This is a genomic window from Paucibacter sp. M5-1, assembly GCF_027498415.2.
GTDB lineage: Bacteria > Pseudomonadota > Gammaproteobacteria > Burkholderiales > Burkholderiaceae_C > Roseateles_E.
In genome coordinates, this window is record NZ_JAPZLM020000001.1 from 5216515 (window position 1) to 5232105 (window position 15591).

The 15591-nt window shown below is 67.8% G+C and carries 13 protein-coding genes; 6 read left to right on the forward strand and 7 right to left on the reverse strand.

Annotated features, from left to right (window positions below; translation table 11 throughout):
• Positions 1 to 87 precede the first annotated feature (87 nt).
• From O5M90_RS24695 to hutU, 5 genes are all read right to left on the reverse strand, one after another.
• Positions 88 to 870, reverse strand: a complete 783-nt coding sequence (locus O5M90_RS24695; RefSeq protein WP_269839038.1) for an ABC transporter ATP-binding protein — start codon at positions 868 to 870, stop codon at positions 88 to 90.
• Positions 867 to 1646 (reverse strand): ABC transporter permease, encoded by a 780-nt coding sequence (locus O5M90_RS24700; RefSeq protein ID WP_262970946.1) that lies wholly within the window; start codon positions 1644 to 1646, stop codon positions 867 to 869. The genes O5M90_RS24695 and O5M90_RS24700 overlap by 4 nt, the downstream gene beginning before the upstream one ends.
• A 7-nt stretch (positions 1647 to 1653) precedes the next feature.
• Entirely contained in the window at positions 1654 to 2601 is a 948-nt protein-coding gene (locus O5M90_RS24705; RefSeq protein ID WP_269839037.1) for an ABC transporter substrate-binding protein, read from the reverse strand.
• Between the two features lie 133 nt (positions 2602 to 2734).
• Positions 2735 to 4279 (reverse strand): histidine ammonia-lyase, encoded by a 1545-nt coding sequence (gene hutH / locus O5M90_RS24710; RefSeq protein ID WP_262970944.1) that lies wholly within the window; start codon positions 4277 to 4279, stop codon positions 2735 to 2737.
• A gap of 13 nt (positions 4280 to 4292) precedes the next feature.
• Entirely contained in the window at positions 4293 to 5975 is a 1683-nt protein-coding gene (hutU, locus tag O5M90_RS24715) for a urocanate hydratase (protein ID WP_269839036.1), read from the reverse strand.
• A gap of 76 nt (positions 5976 to 6051) precedes the next feature.
• Between hutU and hutC the strand changes: the two genes are divergently transcribed.
• The 6 genes from hutC to O5M90_RS24745 all read left to right on the forward strand — a co-directional run bounded on the left by hutC (position 6052) and on the right by O5M90_RS24745 (position 12372).
• Entirely contained in the window at positions 6052 to 6771 is a 720-nt protein-coding gene (gene hutC / locus O5M90_RS24720) for a histidine utilization repressor (protein ID WP_137944053.1), read from the forward strand.
• On the forward strand, positions 6768 to 7331 hold the full coding sequence (locus O5M90_RS24725; RefSeq protein ID WP_269839035.1) for a HutD/Ves family protein: 564 nt from the start codon (positions 6768 to 6770) through the stop codon (positions 7329 to 7331). Before hutC ends, O5M90_RS24725 begins: the two co-directional genes overlap by 4 nt.
• Positions 7328 to 8518 (forward strand): imidazolonepropionase, encoded by a 1191-nt coding sequence (hutI, locus tag O5M90_RS24730; RefSeq protein ID WP_440402418.1) that lies wholly within the window; start codon positions 7328 to 7330, stop codon positions 8516 to 8518. Before O5M90_RS24725 ends, hutI begins: the two co-directional genes overlap by 4 nt.
• Positions 8518 to 9318 (forward strand): N-formylglutamate deformylase, encoded by an 801-nt coding sequence (hutG, locus tag O5M90_RS24735; protein WP_440402419.1) that lies wholly within the window; start codon positions 8518 to 8520, stop codon positions 9316 to 9318. Before hutI ends, hutG begins: the two co-directional genes overlap by 1 nt.
• Complete coding sequence (hutF, locus tag O5M90_RS24740) at positions 9315 to 10712, forward strand: formimidoylglutamate deiminase (RefSeq protein ID WP_269839033.1); 1398 nt, start codon at positions 9315 to 9317, stop codon at positions 10710 to 10712. Before hutG ends, hutF begins: the two co-directional genes overlap by 4 nt.
• Positions 10713 to 10815: 103 nt before the next feature.
• The gene (locus tag O5M90_RS24745; RefSeq protein ID WP_269839032.1) at positions 10816 to 12372 is read left to right on the forward strand and encodes a methyl-accepting chemotaxis protein; all 1557 of its coding nucleotides are present in this window, start codon (positions 10816 to 10818) and stop codon (positions 12370 to 12372) included.
• A 15-nt stretch (positions 12373 to 12387) separates the two neighbouring features.
• Here O5M90_RS24745 and O5M90_RS24750 read toward each other — a convergent pair whose 3' ends face one another.
• Positions 12388 to 14046: a GGDEF domain-containing protein gene (locus O5M90_RS24750; RefSeq protein WP_269839031.1), complete on the reverse strand. Its 1659-nt coding sequence runs from the start codon at positions 14044 to 14046 to the stop codon at positions 12388 to 12390.
• A gap of 26 nt (positions 14047 to 14072) precedes the next feature.
• The gene (locus O5M90_RS24755) at positions 14073 to 15560 is read right to left on the reverse strand and encodes a S10 family peptidase (protein WP_269839030.1); all 1488 of its coding nucleotides are present in this window, start codon (positions 15558 to 15560) and stop codon (positions 14073 to 14075) included.
• Between the last annotated feature and the right edge of the window lie 31 nt (positions 15561 to 15591).

The window sequence follows — 15591 nt, forward strand, 5'->3', positions numbered from 1 at the left end:
CCGACTGCGACAGGCTGCAGCCGCAGCAGGACAGTCCGCAGCGGCGCCCGACGGACGACGCACCTCGCAGACGCAGCAGACAGGCTCTCAGCCTTGGGCCGCCAGCACCTCGACGCGCAGTTGCTCGGTCAACTCGCGCTTGAGCGCGGCGAACTCGGGTGCGGTCTTGATCGAATAGTGGCGCGGATGCGGAAAGGGCGAGGGCAGGTCGCTCTTGATGCGGCCGGGCCGCGCGCTCATCACGACCACGCGCGAGCCCATGAAGATGGCCTCGTCGATGTCGTGGGTCACGAACAGCACCGTCTTGCGCTCGCGCTCCCAGATGCCCAGCAGCAGCTCCTGCATCAGCTCGCGGGTCTGGTGGTCCAGCGCGCCGAAGGGCTCGTCCATCAGCAGCATGCGCGGCTGGTTGGCCAAGGCCCGGGCCAGCGCGGTGCGCTGCTGCATGCCGCCGGAGAGCTGCTTGGGGTAGTGCTTGTCGAAGCTGGCCAGGCCCACCTGGGCCAGAAAGCCCTGGGCGATCTCGACCGCCTGGGCGCGGGCCATGCCGCGCTCGCGCAGGCCGAAGCAGACATTGTCCAGCACCGTCAGCCAGGGGAATAGCGTGTAGCTCTGGAACACCATGCCGCGGTCGGCGCCGGGGCCGGTGACGGCGTTGCCGTCCAGCAAGACCTGGCCCCCGCTGGGCGCATCCAGCCCGGCGACGATGCGCAGCAAGGTGCTCTTGCCGCAGCCCGAGGGGCCGAGGATGGTGACGAAATCGTTCTCGGCCACGTCCAGATCGGTGGCTTGCAGGGCCACGGTCTGCTGGCCGCCGGCGGTGACGAAGGTGCGCGAGACGCCGCGCACGGACAGGATGGCTGAGTTCATTTGCCGAGCTGTGCCCAGGGGAAGAGCAGCCGGTTCGCGGCCTTGAAGGCGTAGTCGCTGACCAGCCCGATCAGGCCGATCACGATGATGCCGAAGATGATCTGGTCGGTGGCCAGCAGGGCCTGGCTGTCGGTGATCATGTGGCCGATGCCGCTGGAGGCGCCGATCAGCTCGGCCACGATCACATAGGTCCAGGCCCAGCCCAGCACCATGCGCAGGATCTCTGCGATCTCGGGTGCGGCCCCGGGCAGCAGCACGCGCTTGAGCAGGCCGGCGTCCGAGACGCCCAGCGTGTAGGCGGCCTCAACCAGATCGCGCCGGGTATTGCCCACCGTCACCGCAATCATCAGGGTCAGCTGGAAGAAGCTGCCGATGAAGATCACCGCCAGCTTCTGCGCCTCGCCGATGCCCACCCACAGCATCAAGAGCGGGATGAAGGCCGAGGCCGGCAGGTAGCGGGCGAAGGAGACAAAGGGCTCGAAGAAGGCCTCGATGGGCTTGTAGGCCCCCATCAGCACGCCCAGCGGAAGCGCCAGTACGGCCGCGATCACAAAGCCGCCGAGCACCCGCCAGACCGTCATGGCTATGTCGACCGCGAAGCCCATCTCGGTCAGCAGCACATAGCCTGAACGAAGCATGCTCAGCGGGTCGGCCAGAAAGGTCTTCTCGACAAAGCCGCCGAAGGTGGCGAGGGCCCAGACGGCGATGAAGAGCACGAAGAAGGACAGGCCCAGGGCCACGCGGGCTCCGGGCGATACCGCTTGCAATGGACGCATGCTGCGCTTACTGGATGAAGCGCGTGTCGGCCAGCTTGCTCAGGTCCGGGATGGCCTTGATGATGCCCACCTCCAGCAAGAGCTCGGCCGCTTCCTTGCTGAAGGCCGCATGCTCGCCGGCGAAGAACTTCTGGTTGGCCGCCTTGTCCTGCCAGCGCAGATAGGCCTGGCTCTTCTCGAAGGCCTCGCCGGTCTGCTTGACGTCGGCGCCCATGATCTCGAAGCTCTTCTTCGGGTCTTTCTTGATCAGCTCCAGCGCCTCGAAATAGCTGTCCGCCAGGGCCTTGGCCGCCTTGGGGTTTTCGGCCAGGAACTTGGGCGTGCAGCCAAAGGTGTCCATCACCATCGGATAGTCCAAGGTGGTGGCGATGATGGTGCCGGCCTCGGGTTTGGCGCGCACGCCGGAGAGATAGGGCTCGTAAGTCATGCCCGCATCCAGACCGCCGGTGCCGGCGATGAAGGCATTGGCGGCGGCCTGCGGCTCCAGATTGACGACCTTGACGTCCTTGATCGAGACGCCGTTCTTCTTCAGCATCCAGGCCAGGCCGAAATAGGGTGCGGTGCCCGGCGCGCTGGCGGCCACCGTCTTGCCCTTCAGGTCGGCGATCTTGGTGATGCCGGGTTTGACGATCATGCCGTCGGCGCCGTAGCTCTTGTCGAGCTGGAAGATCTGGGTGGTGGCCACGCCATTGGCGTTCCAGACGATCCAGGTCTCGACGGTCGTCGCCGCGCACTGCACATCGCCGGAGGCAATCGCCAGATGGCGGTCCTTCTGCGGGATCTTCTTGATGCTGACGTCCAGGCCGTTCTTCTTGAAGATGCCGGCCTCCTTGGCCAGGGTCAGCGGGGCGAAGCCGGTCCAGCCGGAGATGCCGACGCCCACCTTGGTCTCCTGGGCCTGGGCGGCGGTGGCAAGCGAAGCGGCAAGGGCAAGCAGCGACAGCGTCTTCTTCATGGTCAGCGGTTCTCCGTGGCAGGGGTGTCCATCATGGTGCGTGCCGCTGCGTTTGCGTCCTCGGGATTCACCCGGGGTGGGCGCAAAAAAAGCCGGCACGCGGCCGGCTCTGTCACTCTGCGATTCTGCAGTGTCAGGGCAGCACGACGATGCTGCCTTCCCTTTGCACGAGTCGTGCCAGCTCGCCGGCAAACACCAGCTCGGTCGCACGCTCGATGTCCGGCGCCAGGTAGTGGTCCTCGGGCATCGGCGGGCAGACGCTGCGCACCAGCGCGTGCACCTCTTCCAGCGCGCGCGAGCTCTTCAGCGGGCGCAGGAATTCGATGCCTTGCGAGGCCGCCAGCAGCTCGATGCCGATGATGTGAGCGGTGTTGTCCAGCATGGGGCCTAGGCGGCGGGCGCCAAAGGTGGCCATGGACACATGGTCTTCCTGGTTGGCGCTGGTGGGGATGGAGTCCACGCTGGCCGGGTGGGCCAGGCTCTTGTTCTCGCTGGCCAGCGCGGCGGCGGTCACATGGGCGATCATGAAACCGGAGTTGAGGCCGGCGTTCTCGGTCAGGAAGGGCGGCAGGCGGGAGACGCTGGTGTCGATCAGCATCGCGATGCGGCGCTCGGCGATCGCGCCGACCTCGGCGATCGCGCAGGCCAGCGCATCGGCGGCCAGGGCCACCGGCTCGGCGTGGAAGTTTCCACCCGACACCATGGCGGCGCTGCCGTCCTCATTGGCGAAGACCAGCGGGTTGTCGGTGACCGCGTTCGCTTCGCGCAGCAGCACATCGCGCACATAGCGGGCCTGGTCGAGGCAGGCCCCCATCACCTGGGGCTGGCAGCGCAGGCAGTAGGGGTCCTGCACGCGCTCGTCGCCTTCGCGGTGCGAGGCGCGGATCTCGCTGCCGGCCAGGATCTGGCGGTAGGCCTGGGCGGCCTCGATCTGGCCGGGCTGGCCGCGCACCGCATGGATGCGGGGATCGAAGGGACCATCGCTGCCCCGCGCGGCGTCCAGGCTCAGCGCGCCCGAGACGATGGCCGAGGCATAGACCTTCTCGAAACGCAGCAGCCCTTCCAGCGCCAGCGCGGTCGAGGTCTGGGTGCCGTTGATCAGGGCCAGGCCCTCCTTGGCCTGCAGCACCAGCGGCTTGACGCCGGCCTTCTCGAGTTCGGCCAGCGCCGGGCGGCGCTGGCCATCGACCAGCATCTCACCCTCGCCCATCAGGGCCAGGGTCATGTGCGACAGCGGGGCCAGATCGCCCGAGGCACCGACCGAGCCTTGCGCCGGCACATAGGGCACCAGGCCGGCGTTGAAGGCGTCGAGCAGGCATTGCACGACCTCTTCGCGCACGCCGGAGAAGCCGCGCGCGAGCGACGCTGCCTTGGTGGCCAGCATCAGGCGCACGACCGAGGGTGCCAGCGGCGCGCCGACGCCGACGCAGTGCGAGCGGATCAGATTGCGCTGCAGCGTGGCCAGGTCTTCCTTGCTGATGCGGGTGCTGGCCAGCTTGCCGAAGCCGGTGTTGACGCCGTAGACCGGCGCGTCGCCGGCCGCAGCGGCCTGCACGACAGCAGCGCTGCGGCGGATGATGTCGGCGGCGCTGGCGTGCAGGCTGAGTGTGATGTTGCCGTTGCGGATCGCGCGCAGCTGATCGAGCGTCAGCTCGCCCGGAGTGATTTCCAAGTTCATCTTCTTTTCCTTCTTACTTCGTGAGCATCGGCAGGTTCAGGCCGCGCTCTTGCGCGCATTGCTGGGCGATCTCATAGCCGGCATCGGCATGGCGCATCACGCCGGTGCCGGGGTCGTTGAACAGCACGCGCGCGATGCGCTTGTCGGCCGCCTCGCTGCCGTCGCAGACGATCACGACGCCGCTGTGCTGGCTGTAGCCCATGCCGACCCCGCCGCCATGGTGCAGGCTGACCCAGGTGGCGCCGCCGGCGGTGTTCAGCAGCGCGTTCAGCAGCGGCCAGTCGGAGACGGCGTCCGAGCCGTCCTTCATGCTCTCGGTCTCGCGGTTGGGGCTGGCGACCGAGCCGCTGTCCAGGTGGTCGCGGCCGATCACGATGGGCGCCTTGAGCTCGCCCTTGCGGACCATTTCGTTGAAAGCCAGGCCGGCGATATGGCGCTCGCCCAGGCCCAGCCAGCAGATGCGCGCCGGCAGGCCCTGGAAGGCGATGCGCTCCTTGGCCATGTCCAGCCAGCGGTGCACGCCGGCGTGATGCGGGAACAGTTCCTTGATCTTGGCGTCGGTCTTGTAGATGTCCTCGGGGTCGCCGGACAGCGCCACCCAGCGGAAGGGGCCGCGGCCCTCGCAGAACTGGGGCCGCACATAGGCGGGCACGAAGCCGGGGAAGTCGAAGGCGTTCTTGACGCCCTCATCAAACGCGACCTGGCGGATATTGTTGCCGTAGTCCACGGTCGGGATGCCCATGGCCTGGAACAGCAACATGGCCTTGACATGCTCGGCAGCGCTCTTGGCTGCGGCGGCCTTCAGCTCGGCATGCTGGGCCGGGTCGGCGGCGGCGGCCTTCCACTGCTCGACGCTCCAGCCGGCCGGCAGATAGCCGTTGATCAGGTCATGGGCCGAGGTCTGGTCGGTCACCAGATCGGGCTTGATCGCGGTGCCGGCTTTGCAGCGCTCGGCCAGGGCCGGCAAGATGCGCGCGGCATTGCCCAGCAGCGCAATGGAGACGGCCTTGCCCTCGGCGGTGTACTTGGCGATGCGGGCCAGGGCGTCGTCCAGGTCGCTGGCCTGCTCGTCGACATAGCGGGTCTTCAGGCGGAAGTCGATGCGCGACTGCTGGCACTCGATGGTCAGCGAGCAGGCGCCGGCAAATGTCGCGGCCAAGGGCTGCGCGCCGCCCATGCCGCCCAGGCCGGCGGTCAGGATCCAGCGCCCGACCATGGAGCCGCCGAAATGCTGGCGACCGGCCTCGGCGAAGGTCTCATACGTGCCTTGCACGATGCCCTGGCTGCCGATATAGATCCAGCTGCCGGCCGTCATCTGGCCATACATCATCAGGCCCTTGCGGTCCAGCTCGTTGAAATGCTCCCAGTTGGCCCAGGCCGGCACCAGATTGCTGTTGGCGATCAGCACCCGCGGCGCATCCGGATGGGTCTTGAACACGCCGACCGGCTTGCCCGACTGCACCAGCAGGGTCTCGTCCTCGTCGAGCGCCTTGAGCGACGCCAGGATGGCGTCGAAGCAGTCCCAGTTGCGGGCGGCCTTGCCGATGCCGCCGTAGACCACCAGGGCGTCTGGGTTCTCGGCCACCGCCGGGTCCAGATTGTTCTGCAACATGCGGTAGGCGGCTTCGGTGAGCCAGCTCTTGCAGGCGAGGGTGGTGCCGGTGGGGGCGCGGACGGTGCGGGCTTGCGAGCTCATACGGATCTCCTGGGGCTGGAAGGAATGGCGCGAACTTTAGTTGTCTATACAAGTACAGTCAAGTAGGATGGGCGACATGGCAAGCAGCACAAGCGCACCGGCGCCGCAGTACCTGAAGGTCAAGAATCATTTGCGCGAGCACATCGCGTCCGGCCACTGGGTGGCCGGCGATCTGCTGCCCTCCGAGGCCGAGCTGGTGGCGCAGTTCGGCGTCAGCCGCATGACGGTCAACCGCGCGCTGCGCGAGCTGAGCCAGGAGGGCATGATCGAGCGGGTGCAGGGGGTCGGCACCTTCGTGGCCCAGCTGCACCGCATCTCCAGCACCCTGACGGTGCGCGATGTGCATGACGAGATCGCCGCGCGCGGCCATCGCCACGAGTCGCGCGTGCACCTGCTGGAGCGGCTCAAGGCCACGACCGAACAAGCGGCCGACTTCGGCCTGAAGGCCGGCGCCATGCTGTTCCACAGCGTCATCGTCCATCTGGAGAACGGGGTCGCGATTCAGTGCGAGGACCGGCTGGTGAACCCGGCCTGCGCGCCCGACTATCTGGGCTTGGACTTCGCGACGGTAACGCCGACCCACTATCTGCTGGAAGTGGCGCCGCTGTCCGAGGCTCGGTATACGATTGAATCGACCTTGCCCAGCGAACTGGAAGCCCGGCTGCTGGGCATTGGCAAGCGCGACCCCTGCCTGGTCGTCAAACGCCGCACCTTCAGCCGCGGGCTGACCGTGACGACGGTGCGACTGACCCATCCGGGATCTCGTTACTTGCTCGAGGGGAGTTTTCAGGCATGAGTTGGAGCACGGTTTCCGCACAAGACCTGGCGCCGCAGCGCTGGAAGAACGGGGGCGGCTGGACCCGCGAGCTGCTGGCCTGGCCGCGGCCCGATCAATGGCTGCTGCGCATCAGCGTCGCCGATATAGAGGCCGACGGTCCGTTCTCGGCCTTTCCCGGCGTCGATCGCTGGTTCGGCGTGCTGCAGGGTGGTGGCGTCGAGCTGCTGGGCCGCGCGCTGCGCTGCGGCGATGGGCTGCTGGCCTTCGACGGCGCGCTGGCGCCCGACTGCCGGCTGCTGGACGGCATGACGCGCGATTTCAATCTGATGCACAGGCGCGGCCATGGCCGCGTCGAGGTCGTGCCGGCCGACGGCGCGCTGCTGCCCGAGGGTGTGCATTGGCTGGGCCTGTTCACCGCCTGGGACGGGGTCTTGAGTCACGGGGGCCGTAGCATGAGCTTGGCACCGATGAGCCTGGCCTGGTGCGAGGCGCCGGTCGCGCAGCGCTGCGAGTTCAACAGCCCGACGCCGGGTGCGGCCTGGTGGTTGGTCCTCAGGGCTGAGGGAGAGACAGCATGAGCCGGGTCGTGTGGCGCAATGGCCGGCTGGCCACCATGGCCGGCGATCAGCCCTGGGGCTGGATAGCAGACGGTGCCCTGGTCACCGAGGGTGAGCGGCTGCTGTGGGTCGGCGAGGCCGAGCAGATCCCGGACCTGGACTTCGACGCCGAGCACGATCTCGGCGGTTCGGTCGTGACGCCGGGCCTGATCGATTGCCATACCCATCTGGTTTACGGCGGCCAGCGCGCCCGCGAGTTCGAGCTGCGCCTGCAGGGCGCCAGCTACGAGGAGATCGCGCGGGCCGGCGGCGGCATCCGCTCGACGGTGGCCGCCACCCGCGAGGCTGGCGAGGATGAGCTGCTGGCGCTGGCCCAGCGCCGCCTCGATGCCTTGCTGGCCGAGGGGGTCACGACGATAGAGATCAAGTCCGGCTACGGCCTGAGCCTGGAATCTGAGGCGCGCAGCCTGCGCGTTGCGCGCCGGCTGCGTGGCGCCGATGTGCGCTGCAGCTATCTGGGTGCCCATGCCCTGCCGCCGGAGTTCCAGGGCGGGCAGGACGATTATGTCGAGGCCGTCTGCGACTGGATGGTCAGGCTGCAGCAGGACGGGCTGGTCGATGCGGTCGATGCCTTCTGCGAGGGCATAGGCTTCACCCCCGCACAAACAAGACGTGTCTTCGACACGGCGAGGCGCCTGGGCCTGCCGGTCAAGCTGCATGCCGAGCAGCTCAGCGACCAGGGCGGCACCCAGCTGGCCTGCGAGTACCAGGCTCTGAGCTGCGACCACCTGGAATACCTGAGCCCCGAGGGCGTTGCCGCGCTGGCGGCCAGCGGCACGGTGGCCACGCTGCTGCCTGGCGCCTACTATTTTTTGCGCGAAACCAAGCTGCCGCCGGTGGCGGCGCTGCGCGAGGCCGGCGTGCCTATCGCGATCTCGACCGACCACAACCCCGGCACCTCGCCGACCCTGTCCCTGCTGCTGATGCTGAACATGGCCTGCACCCTGTTCCGCCTGACGCCCGAGGAGGCGCTGCGCGGCGTCACCGTCAACGCCGCCCGAGCCCTGGGTCTGGGCGACCGGGGCCAATTGGTCGCGGGCCAGCGCGCCGATTTCTGTGCCTGGGACATCGCCCATCCCAATGAACTGGCTTACTACTTTGGCCGCAACCCGCTGCGCCGGGCAGTGCGGGCAGGAAAGATACGATGATGAGCAGCAAAGTTTTCACTCTGCAGCGCGGCAGCACACCGCTGCTGATCAGCATGCCCCATGTGGGCACCGCCCTTCCCGAGGACCAGCGCGGACGCTACCAGCCCCGTGCGCTGCAGACCGAGGACACCGACTGGCATCTGGAGCGTCTTTACGGCGGCATTGCCCAGGAGCTGGGCGCTGGTCTGATCGTCCCGCACTACTCGCGCTATCTGATCGATCTGAACCGCCCACCCGAGGACACGCCGATGTATCCGGGGGCATCGAATACCGAGCTGTGCCCGACCCGTTTCTTCAGCGGCGAGCCGCTGTATCTGGACGGCCAGGCCCCCGACGCTGCCGAAAAGCTGCGCCGCCGCGAGACCTACTGGCGGCCTTACCACGAGGCCTTGCAGGCCGAGCTGGACCGGCTCAAGGCGGCCCACGGCTATGCCCTGCTGTTCGATGCGCACAGCATCAAGTCCGAGCTGCCCTGGCTGTTCGAGGGCAGGCTGCCCGATCTGAACCTGGGCACGGCCGAGGGCCGCTCCTGCGACCCTGCCATCACCGCGTCCTTGGGTCAGGTGCTGGCCGGGCAGGGCGACTTCAGCCAGGTGGTCAATGGCCGCTTCAAGGGCGGCTACATCACCCGCCACTACGGCCGACCCGACCTGGCCCAGCATGCGGTGCAGCTGGAGATGTGCTGGCGCTGCTATATGCAGGAACAGCCGCCCTATGTCTATGACGAGGCCGCTGCGGCCGGCGTGCAGCCGCTGCTGCGCCGTCTGCTGCTGCAACTGCTGAGCTGGAAGAAAGCATGAACACCGGTGCCAAGCAGTTCTGGGCACCGCAGGCCTGGCTTGACGGGCGCTGGCAGGGCCAGGTCTTGATGCATGTCAATTCGTCGGGGCACTGGAGTGGTTTCGAAGCCGGTCGTCCGGCGCCGGACGATGCCCTGCGGCTTGACGGCCCGGTGATCCCCAGCCTCGTCGATGCCCACAGCCATGCCTTCCAGCGCGCCTTCGCCGGCCTGGCCGAGCGGCGCGAGGCCGGTGATGATGACTTCTGGAGCTGGCGCGACCGCATGTACGGGCTGGCACTGCGCATCACGCCGGCCCAGCTGCAGGCCATCGCGGCCCAGCTCTATCTGGAACTGCTCAAGGGCGGCTACACCCAGGTCTGCGAGTTCCACTATCTGCAGCACCGCGAGGACGGCAGCGCCTATGGCCCCAACAACGGCGACGAGCTGGCGATGAGCTGGGCGCTGGCCGATGCGGCAGCCCAGGTCGGGCTGGGCCTGACGATGCTGCCGGTGCTGTATGCCCATGCCGGTTTTGCTCAAGCCGAGCTGCGGCCCGACCAGCGCCGCTTCGCCAGCGACGCCGACTGGGTCTGGGCCGCCAGCCGACACCTCAACAGCGCCGGCCGGCCGCTGCTGAATGCCGGCGTGGCCCTGCATTCGCTGCGCGCCGCCCATGCCGAGGACATCCGCCGGCTGCAACAGCTGGTCGGGGATGCGGACCTGCCCATCCATATCCATATCAGCGAGCAGCAGCAGGAGGTGGCCGATTGCCTGGCCGCGACCGGGCAGCGGCCGATGGCCTGGTTGTGCAGCGAGTTCGCGCCCGATGCGCGCTGGCAGCTGGTGCATGCGACCCACAGCCTGCCCGAGGAGATCGATGCGGTGGCGGCCAGCGGCGCCGGTGTCGTGATCTGCCCCGGTACCGAGGGCAATCTGGGCGACGGCCTGTGCGATCTGCCGGGCTGGCTCGCCAGCGGCGCACCGATCAGCCTGGGTTCGGACAGCCACGTGACGCGCGGCTGGGTCGAGGAGCTGCGCTGGCTGGAGTATGGCCAGCGCCTGGGCCTGCGCCAGCGCAATGTGGCCGCGCAGCCGCGCCGCGAGCCCTCGACCGCCGCGCGCCTGTTCGAGGCCTGCCGGCGCGGCAGCGCGGCGCCGGCCGGGCTGGACAGCTGGGGCCTGGTCCCGGGCGCCCGGGCCGACTTCCTGGTGCTGGATGCTCAGGCCTCGGGCCTGCTGGGCCTGCCGGCGGCCAGCCTGCTCGACGGGCTGGTGTTCGCCAGTCAGGAGCGGGCCTGGCAGGACGTCTATGTGGCGGGCCGGCCGCAGCTGCAGCAGGGCCGCCATCCGGCCGAGGAGCGGATCCGGGCCGATTTCGCGGCCTGCATGGCCGAGCTCTGGGGCAAGCCCTGACCCCTCCCCTGAACCCGGGACTTGTTGCGCGGCGGGCCTTTCTTTCCTCAGGGCTCCGCAGTACGCTATTCGCACACCTGTCGTTGGGTGGTCCGGAGGTCCCATGCTGGCTCTGCACCGATTCACGATCCGCGCCCGGCTCTATGCCCTGTCCGCGCTCTCGATGTTGGCGATGCTGGTGATCGGAGGCAGTGGGCTGTGGAGCCTCTCCGAGGCCCGCGATCAGTTCGCCCACTATCAGAACAATGATGTGGCCTCTCTGGTCGTGCTGGCCGAGATCCGCGCCGGGGTCGGCAATCTGCGCCGCTACGAGAAGGACTTGCTGATCAACCTCAGCGACGCTGCGGCGGTGGCTCGCTACAAGAAGGACTGGGACGGCGCCTACGAGCGTGTCACCCAGGGCCTGGCGTCTATCGCCAAGCTCGATATCGCGCCCAAGATCAAGGCCTTGCCACCGCAGATGCTGCAGTCGCTGGAGGGCTATAGAAACGGCTTCCAGGGTATTCATCGCGATGTCGCGGCCGGCGCCTTTGCCGACACCGCGGCGGCCAACAAGGCGACCGAGCCGATCAAGGGGCCGGTGCGCGCGCTCGACAAACAGCTCGGCGAGATGACCGAGCTGATTGAGCAGCATTCGGCCGAGGAGGTGCAGCGCCTGGCGGCGCAGGAGGCGCGTATACGGCTGGCGCTGAACCTGATCATGGCGGTGGCCGTTGCCGTCATCGGCACCTACACCTTCTTCAATATCCGCTCCATCTTGCAGCCGCTGAAGGCGGCCGTATCCAGCGCCGAGCAGATTGCGCGCCATGACCTCAGCGAGCGCATCGATGTAGCCGGCGCCGACGAGACCGCCGCGGTGATGCGCGGCGTGGCGGCGATGCAAGGCTCGCTGAGCTCGGTGGTCAGCGGCGTGCGCAGCGCCACCGACAGCATCGCGACGGCCTCGCGCGAGGTCGCGGTGGGCAGCCAGGACCTGAGCATGCGCACCGAGCAGGCGGCCTCGAATCTGGAGGAGACCGCGTCGGCGATGGAGGAACTGACCGCCAGCGTCACACACAACGCCGACTCGGCCCGCCAGGCCAATCAGCTGGCGTTGAACGCGGCCGAGGTGGCCAAGCGCGGCGGCGCGGTGGTCGGCGAGGTGGTCAGCACCATGGGCCGCATTTCGGCCTCGTCCAGCAAGATCAGCGACATCATCTCGGTGATCGACGGCATCGCCTTCCAGACCAATATCCTGGCCTTGAATGCTGCGGTCGAAGCGGCGCGGGCTGGCGAGCAGGGTCGCGGCTTTGCGGTGGTGGCCGGCGAGGTGCGCACCCTGGCTCAGCGCAGCGCCGAGGCGGCCAAGGAGATCAAGGCCCTGATCACCGCCAGTGGCGAGAACGTCGAGAACGGCGCCCAGCTGGTCGAGCGGGCCGGCCACACGATGCAGGAGATCATGGGAGCGATCGAGCGGGTCAGCGGCATCGTCTCCGAGATCAGCAATGCCACCAGCGAACAAAGTACCGGCATCAACCAGATCGGCCAGGCCATCGCCAATCTCGACCAGATGACGCAGCAGAATGCCGCGCTGGTTGAGGAGTCGGCGGCCGCCGCGCAAAGCCTGCAGATGCAGGCCGACGAGCTGGCACGCTCGGTGTCGGTGTTCAAGCTGGCCTGAGCGGCCACCTCCCGATCAGCCGCTGCAGACCCGGTCGCGGCCGCCGCGCTTGGCGGCATAAAGGGCGCGGTCGGAGCGCTCCTGCAGCAGCCGGGCCTCGGCCGGCGGTTCGCCGGCCGCCAAGCCGATGCTGACGCGCACCCGCAGCCCCGGGACGACCTGCCCCCAGGGGTAGTCGGCGACGGCCTGGCGCAGCCGCTCGCAGATCTCCAGCGCGCGGTCTGGCTGCGTGCCGACCAGGGCGATCACGAACTCCTCGCCCCCGACCCGGGCCAGCAGGTCGGCGCTGCGCACCTTCTGACGCAGCAGCTGAGCCAGTTGCTGCAGCACGCGGTCACCCACGCCGTGGCCGAAGTCGTCATTGACCTGCTTGAAGTGGTCGACATCCAGCATTGCCAGGCTGATGGGTTTGCCGGCCTGGCGAGCCCCTTCAATCAGCAGCGGCAGGGCGAACTCGGCATGGCGCCGGTTGTGCAGACCGGTCAGCACGTCTTCGTGCGCCGCACGATCCAGCGCGGCGGCCTGGTCGCGCAGGCGCAACTGGTCACGCTCGAGCTCGCGGGCACGCTTGCGCTCACGCTGCACGTCCTGCATCGCATGCTCGGCGCGGGCATGGGCCTGCTCGACCTCCTGGCGTATGAGCATCACCTCGGTCTGCAAGGCCATGGTGTCGCGTGCGGTTTGCCGTTCCAGCTCGGTGTGGCGTTCCAGATGGTCTAGCGCAGCGCGGTAGTCGCCGCAGGCCTTGTGGGTTTCATACAGTGAATAGATCAGTCCACGCAGCAGCTTGGGTGGCAGACGGTCGCGCTGGCTATCCATCAAGGTCTGCAACTGCCGCAACGCCGCGTCGATTTGGCCGTTGGCCTTCAGTATCAAGGCTCTCTGCACGGTGGCCTGCAATTTCAGCGCCAGATAGCCATGCTGGCGCGCGAGGGCTTCAAACTCGTCGAGCAGAGGCCGAGCCGCCGAGTACTCTTCGCAGCCCAGCAGTGCTTCGACCAGGTTGGATACCGCCACCGCCACCTGAAAGTGGCTGTCCGAGGCTCGCGCCTGCGCAGTGGCCTGTTCAGAGAGCTTGCGTGCCTGCGTGCGGGCCAGCGCGAGAGCCTCGGCGTCCTGGCGACGATGCGCCTCGGTGCGCCGCGACAGCCAAAAATAGGCCAGGTTGTTGAGGCAGGAGAAGCTCAGTTCGCTATTGCCCTGCGTCAGCGCGATCTCCAGAGCCTGCGCCGTCGTGTCGCAGGCCTGGGCCGGGTTGTCGAGGCTGGAGTAGGCCACACCGATACGGTTCAGCGCCCAGGCCTCGCGCACCGAGTCGGCGCTGCTACGGGCGCAGGCGAGCGCCCGCAGCCCGCATTCCAGTGCGTCGCGGCCCATCAGCAGCTGCGCATAGACAAAGGACAGCGAGGTCAGGGCATCGGCCTGCACGGCCGTGTCACCCAGGTGCTCGGCCAGCGCCACCGCCTCGCTGGCACAGCGGACGCTGGCCTGCAGATTGCCCAGGCGCGGGTAGTCATGGGCCAGTTGGGCCAGCACACGTGCTCTGCCGCGCTGGTGGCTGGCCGGGCACTGCAGCAGCGCTATGCTGAGTCGCTCGGTGGCGGCCTGATAGTCGCCGCGGGCCGATTCGGCCAGGGCGGCGGCCACAGACTCTTCAAATGGCTTGAGACCCATGGTCCGAGCATAGACCAAGCCAGGGCTCAACCGCCGCGCACAAAGTCGCGCAGTTCGGTGGCCATGCGCGCAAGCGAAGGCTGGTGGATGTACATCATGTGACCGGCCTCGAAGTAGCTGACCCGGATCTGGCCCTGCAGCGGCTCGCGCAGGCCCAGATGGGCCAAGGTGTAATCGCCGGCCGCATGCGGGGTGGCCAGGTCGTAATAGCCGCTGGCCACATAGACCCGCATCGCCGGATTGGCATGCAGCGCGCGGCGCAGGCTGTCGCCGACGCTGAGGTATTTGTTCTCGTAGCCCTTCCAGGCCCAGGTCTTCCACAGCGGCGCATGCAGCAGATAGGGCTGGTCGCCGGTCCAGCCCAGGCGCTCGTGCAGCAATCGATTGATGCCGGTGGCATAGGCGCCGATCAGATTGTTCATGCCGGCATCGTCCTCGGGGTGCTCGCCGGCGTCGTCTCGGTCCAGCCCCAGGAAACGGCTGTCCAGCCGGCCCACGGTCTGACCGCGCGCGCGCAGCAGTTCCTTGAAGAAGCGGAACTCGGTGGGGCGCAGGTCGCAGCGCAGCACATACTCGGCGCTCAGGCCGGTGTGCAGCGCCACCTGATCGGCCACATGGGCGCGCTCGGCCGGCGTCAAGCGGCTGCCCTGCATCAGCGCCAGCCAGTAGTCGCCGTTGGCAAAGGCCTCGGCCTCGGCCACGATCTGCTGGAGCGGCTTTTTCTGCTGCGCCGGCCGCAGCGCCTTGTGATACCAGGCGGTGGCGGCATAGGTGGGCAGATACAGCGGGTAGGGCAGCTCGTTGCCGGCGTCGAAACTGAGGGTCTGGAAGTCCAGCGCCAGCGAGACCAGCATCAGTCCGTTCAGATGGACATCATGCTTTTCCTGCAGATGTCGGGCAAGGCCGGCTGCGCGTGTCGTGCCATAGCTTTCGCCGATCAGGTACTTGGGGCTGGCCCAGCGGCCCCAGCGCGTCAGATAGAGGCGGATGAACTCGCCGACCGCATCGAGGTCGCGCTGGTAGTCGTGGAACTCGGCGGCCTTCTGGCCCTCGGCCATGCGCGACAGGCCGGTGCCGACCGGGTCGATGAAGACAAGATCAGACTCCAGCAGGAGGCTGAACTCGTTGTCGACCAGGCCGTAGGGCGGCGCGCCACAGTGGCCCATCTCATCGGTGGGCACGCGCTGCGGGCCGAGGATGCCCAGATGCAGCCAGACGCTGCTGGAGCCCGGCCCGCCATTGAAGCTGAAGCTCAGCGGGCGATGCTCGGGCTTTTCGGGCTTCTTGGGGTTCTTGAGCGTGTAGGCGATGAAGAAGACGCTGGCGCGTGTCTTCTCGCCCTTGTGTTCACCCTCCTTGACCTCGAGCTCGCGCAGCAACAAGGTGCCGCAGGTGGCGCTGTACTCCAGCGTCTTCTTGCCGATGTTGAGCTTGTGCTCGGTCGTCACCAGGCGCTCGACCATCGGAGCGCCTCTGTCCTCGACCTTGATCTCGGCCTTGTCCTCGTTCGTCATCGTGTCGCTCTCCGCGGCTGGTTACAGTGCT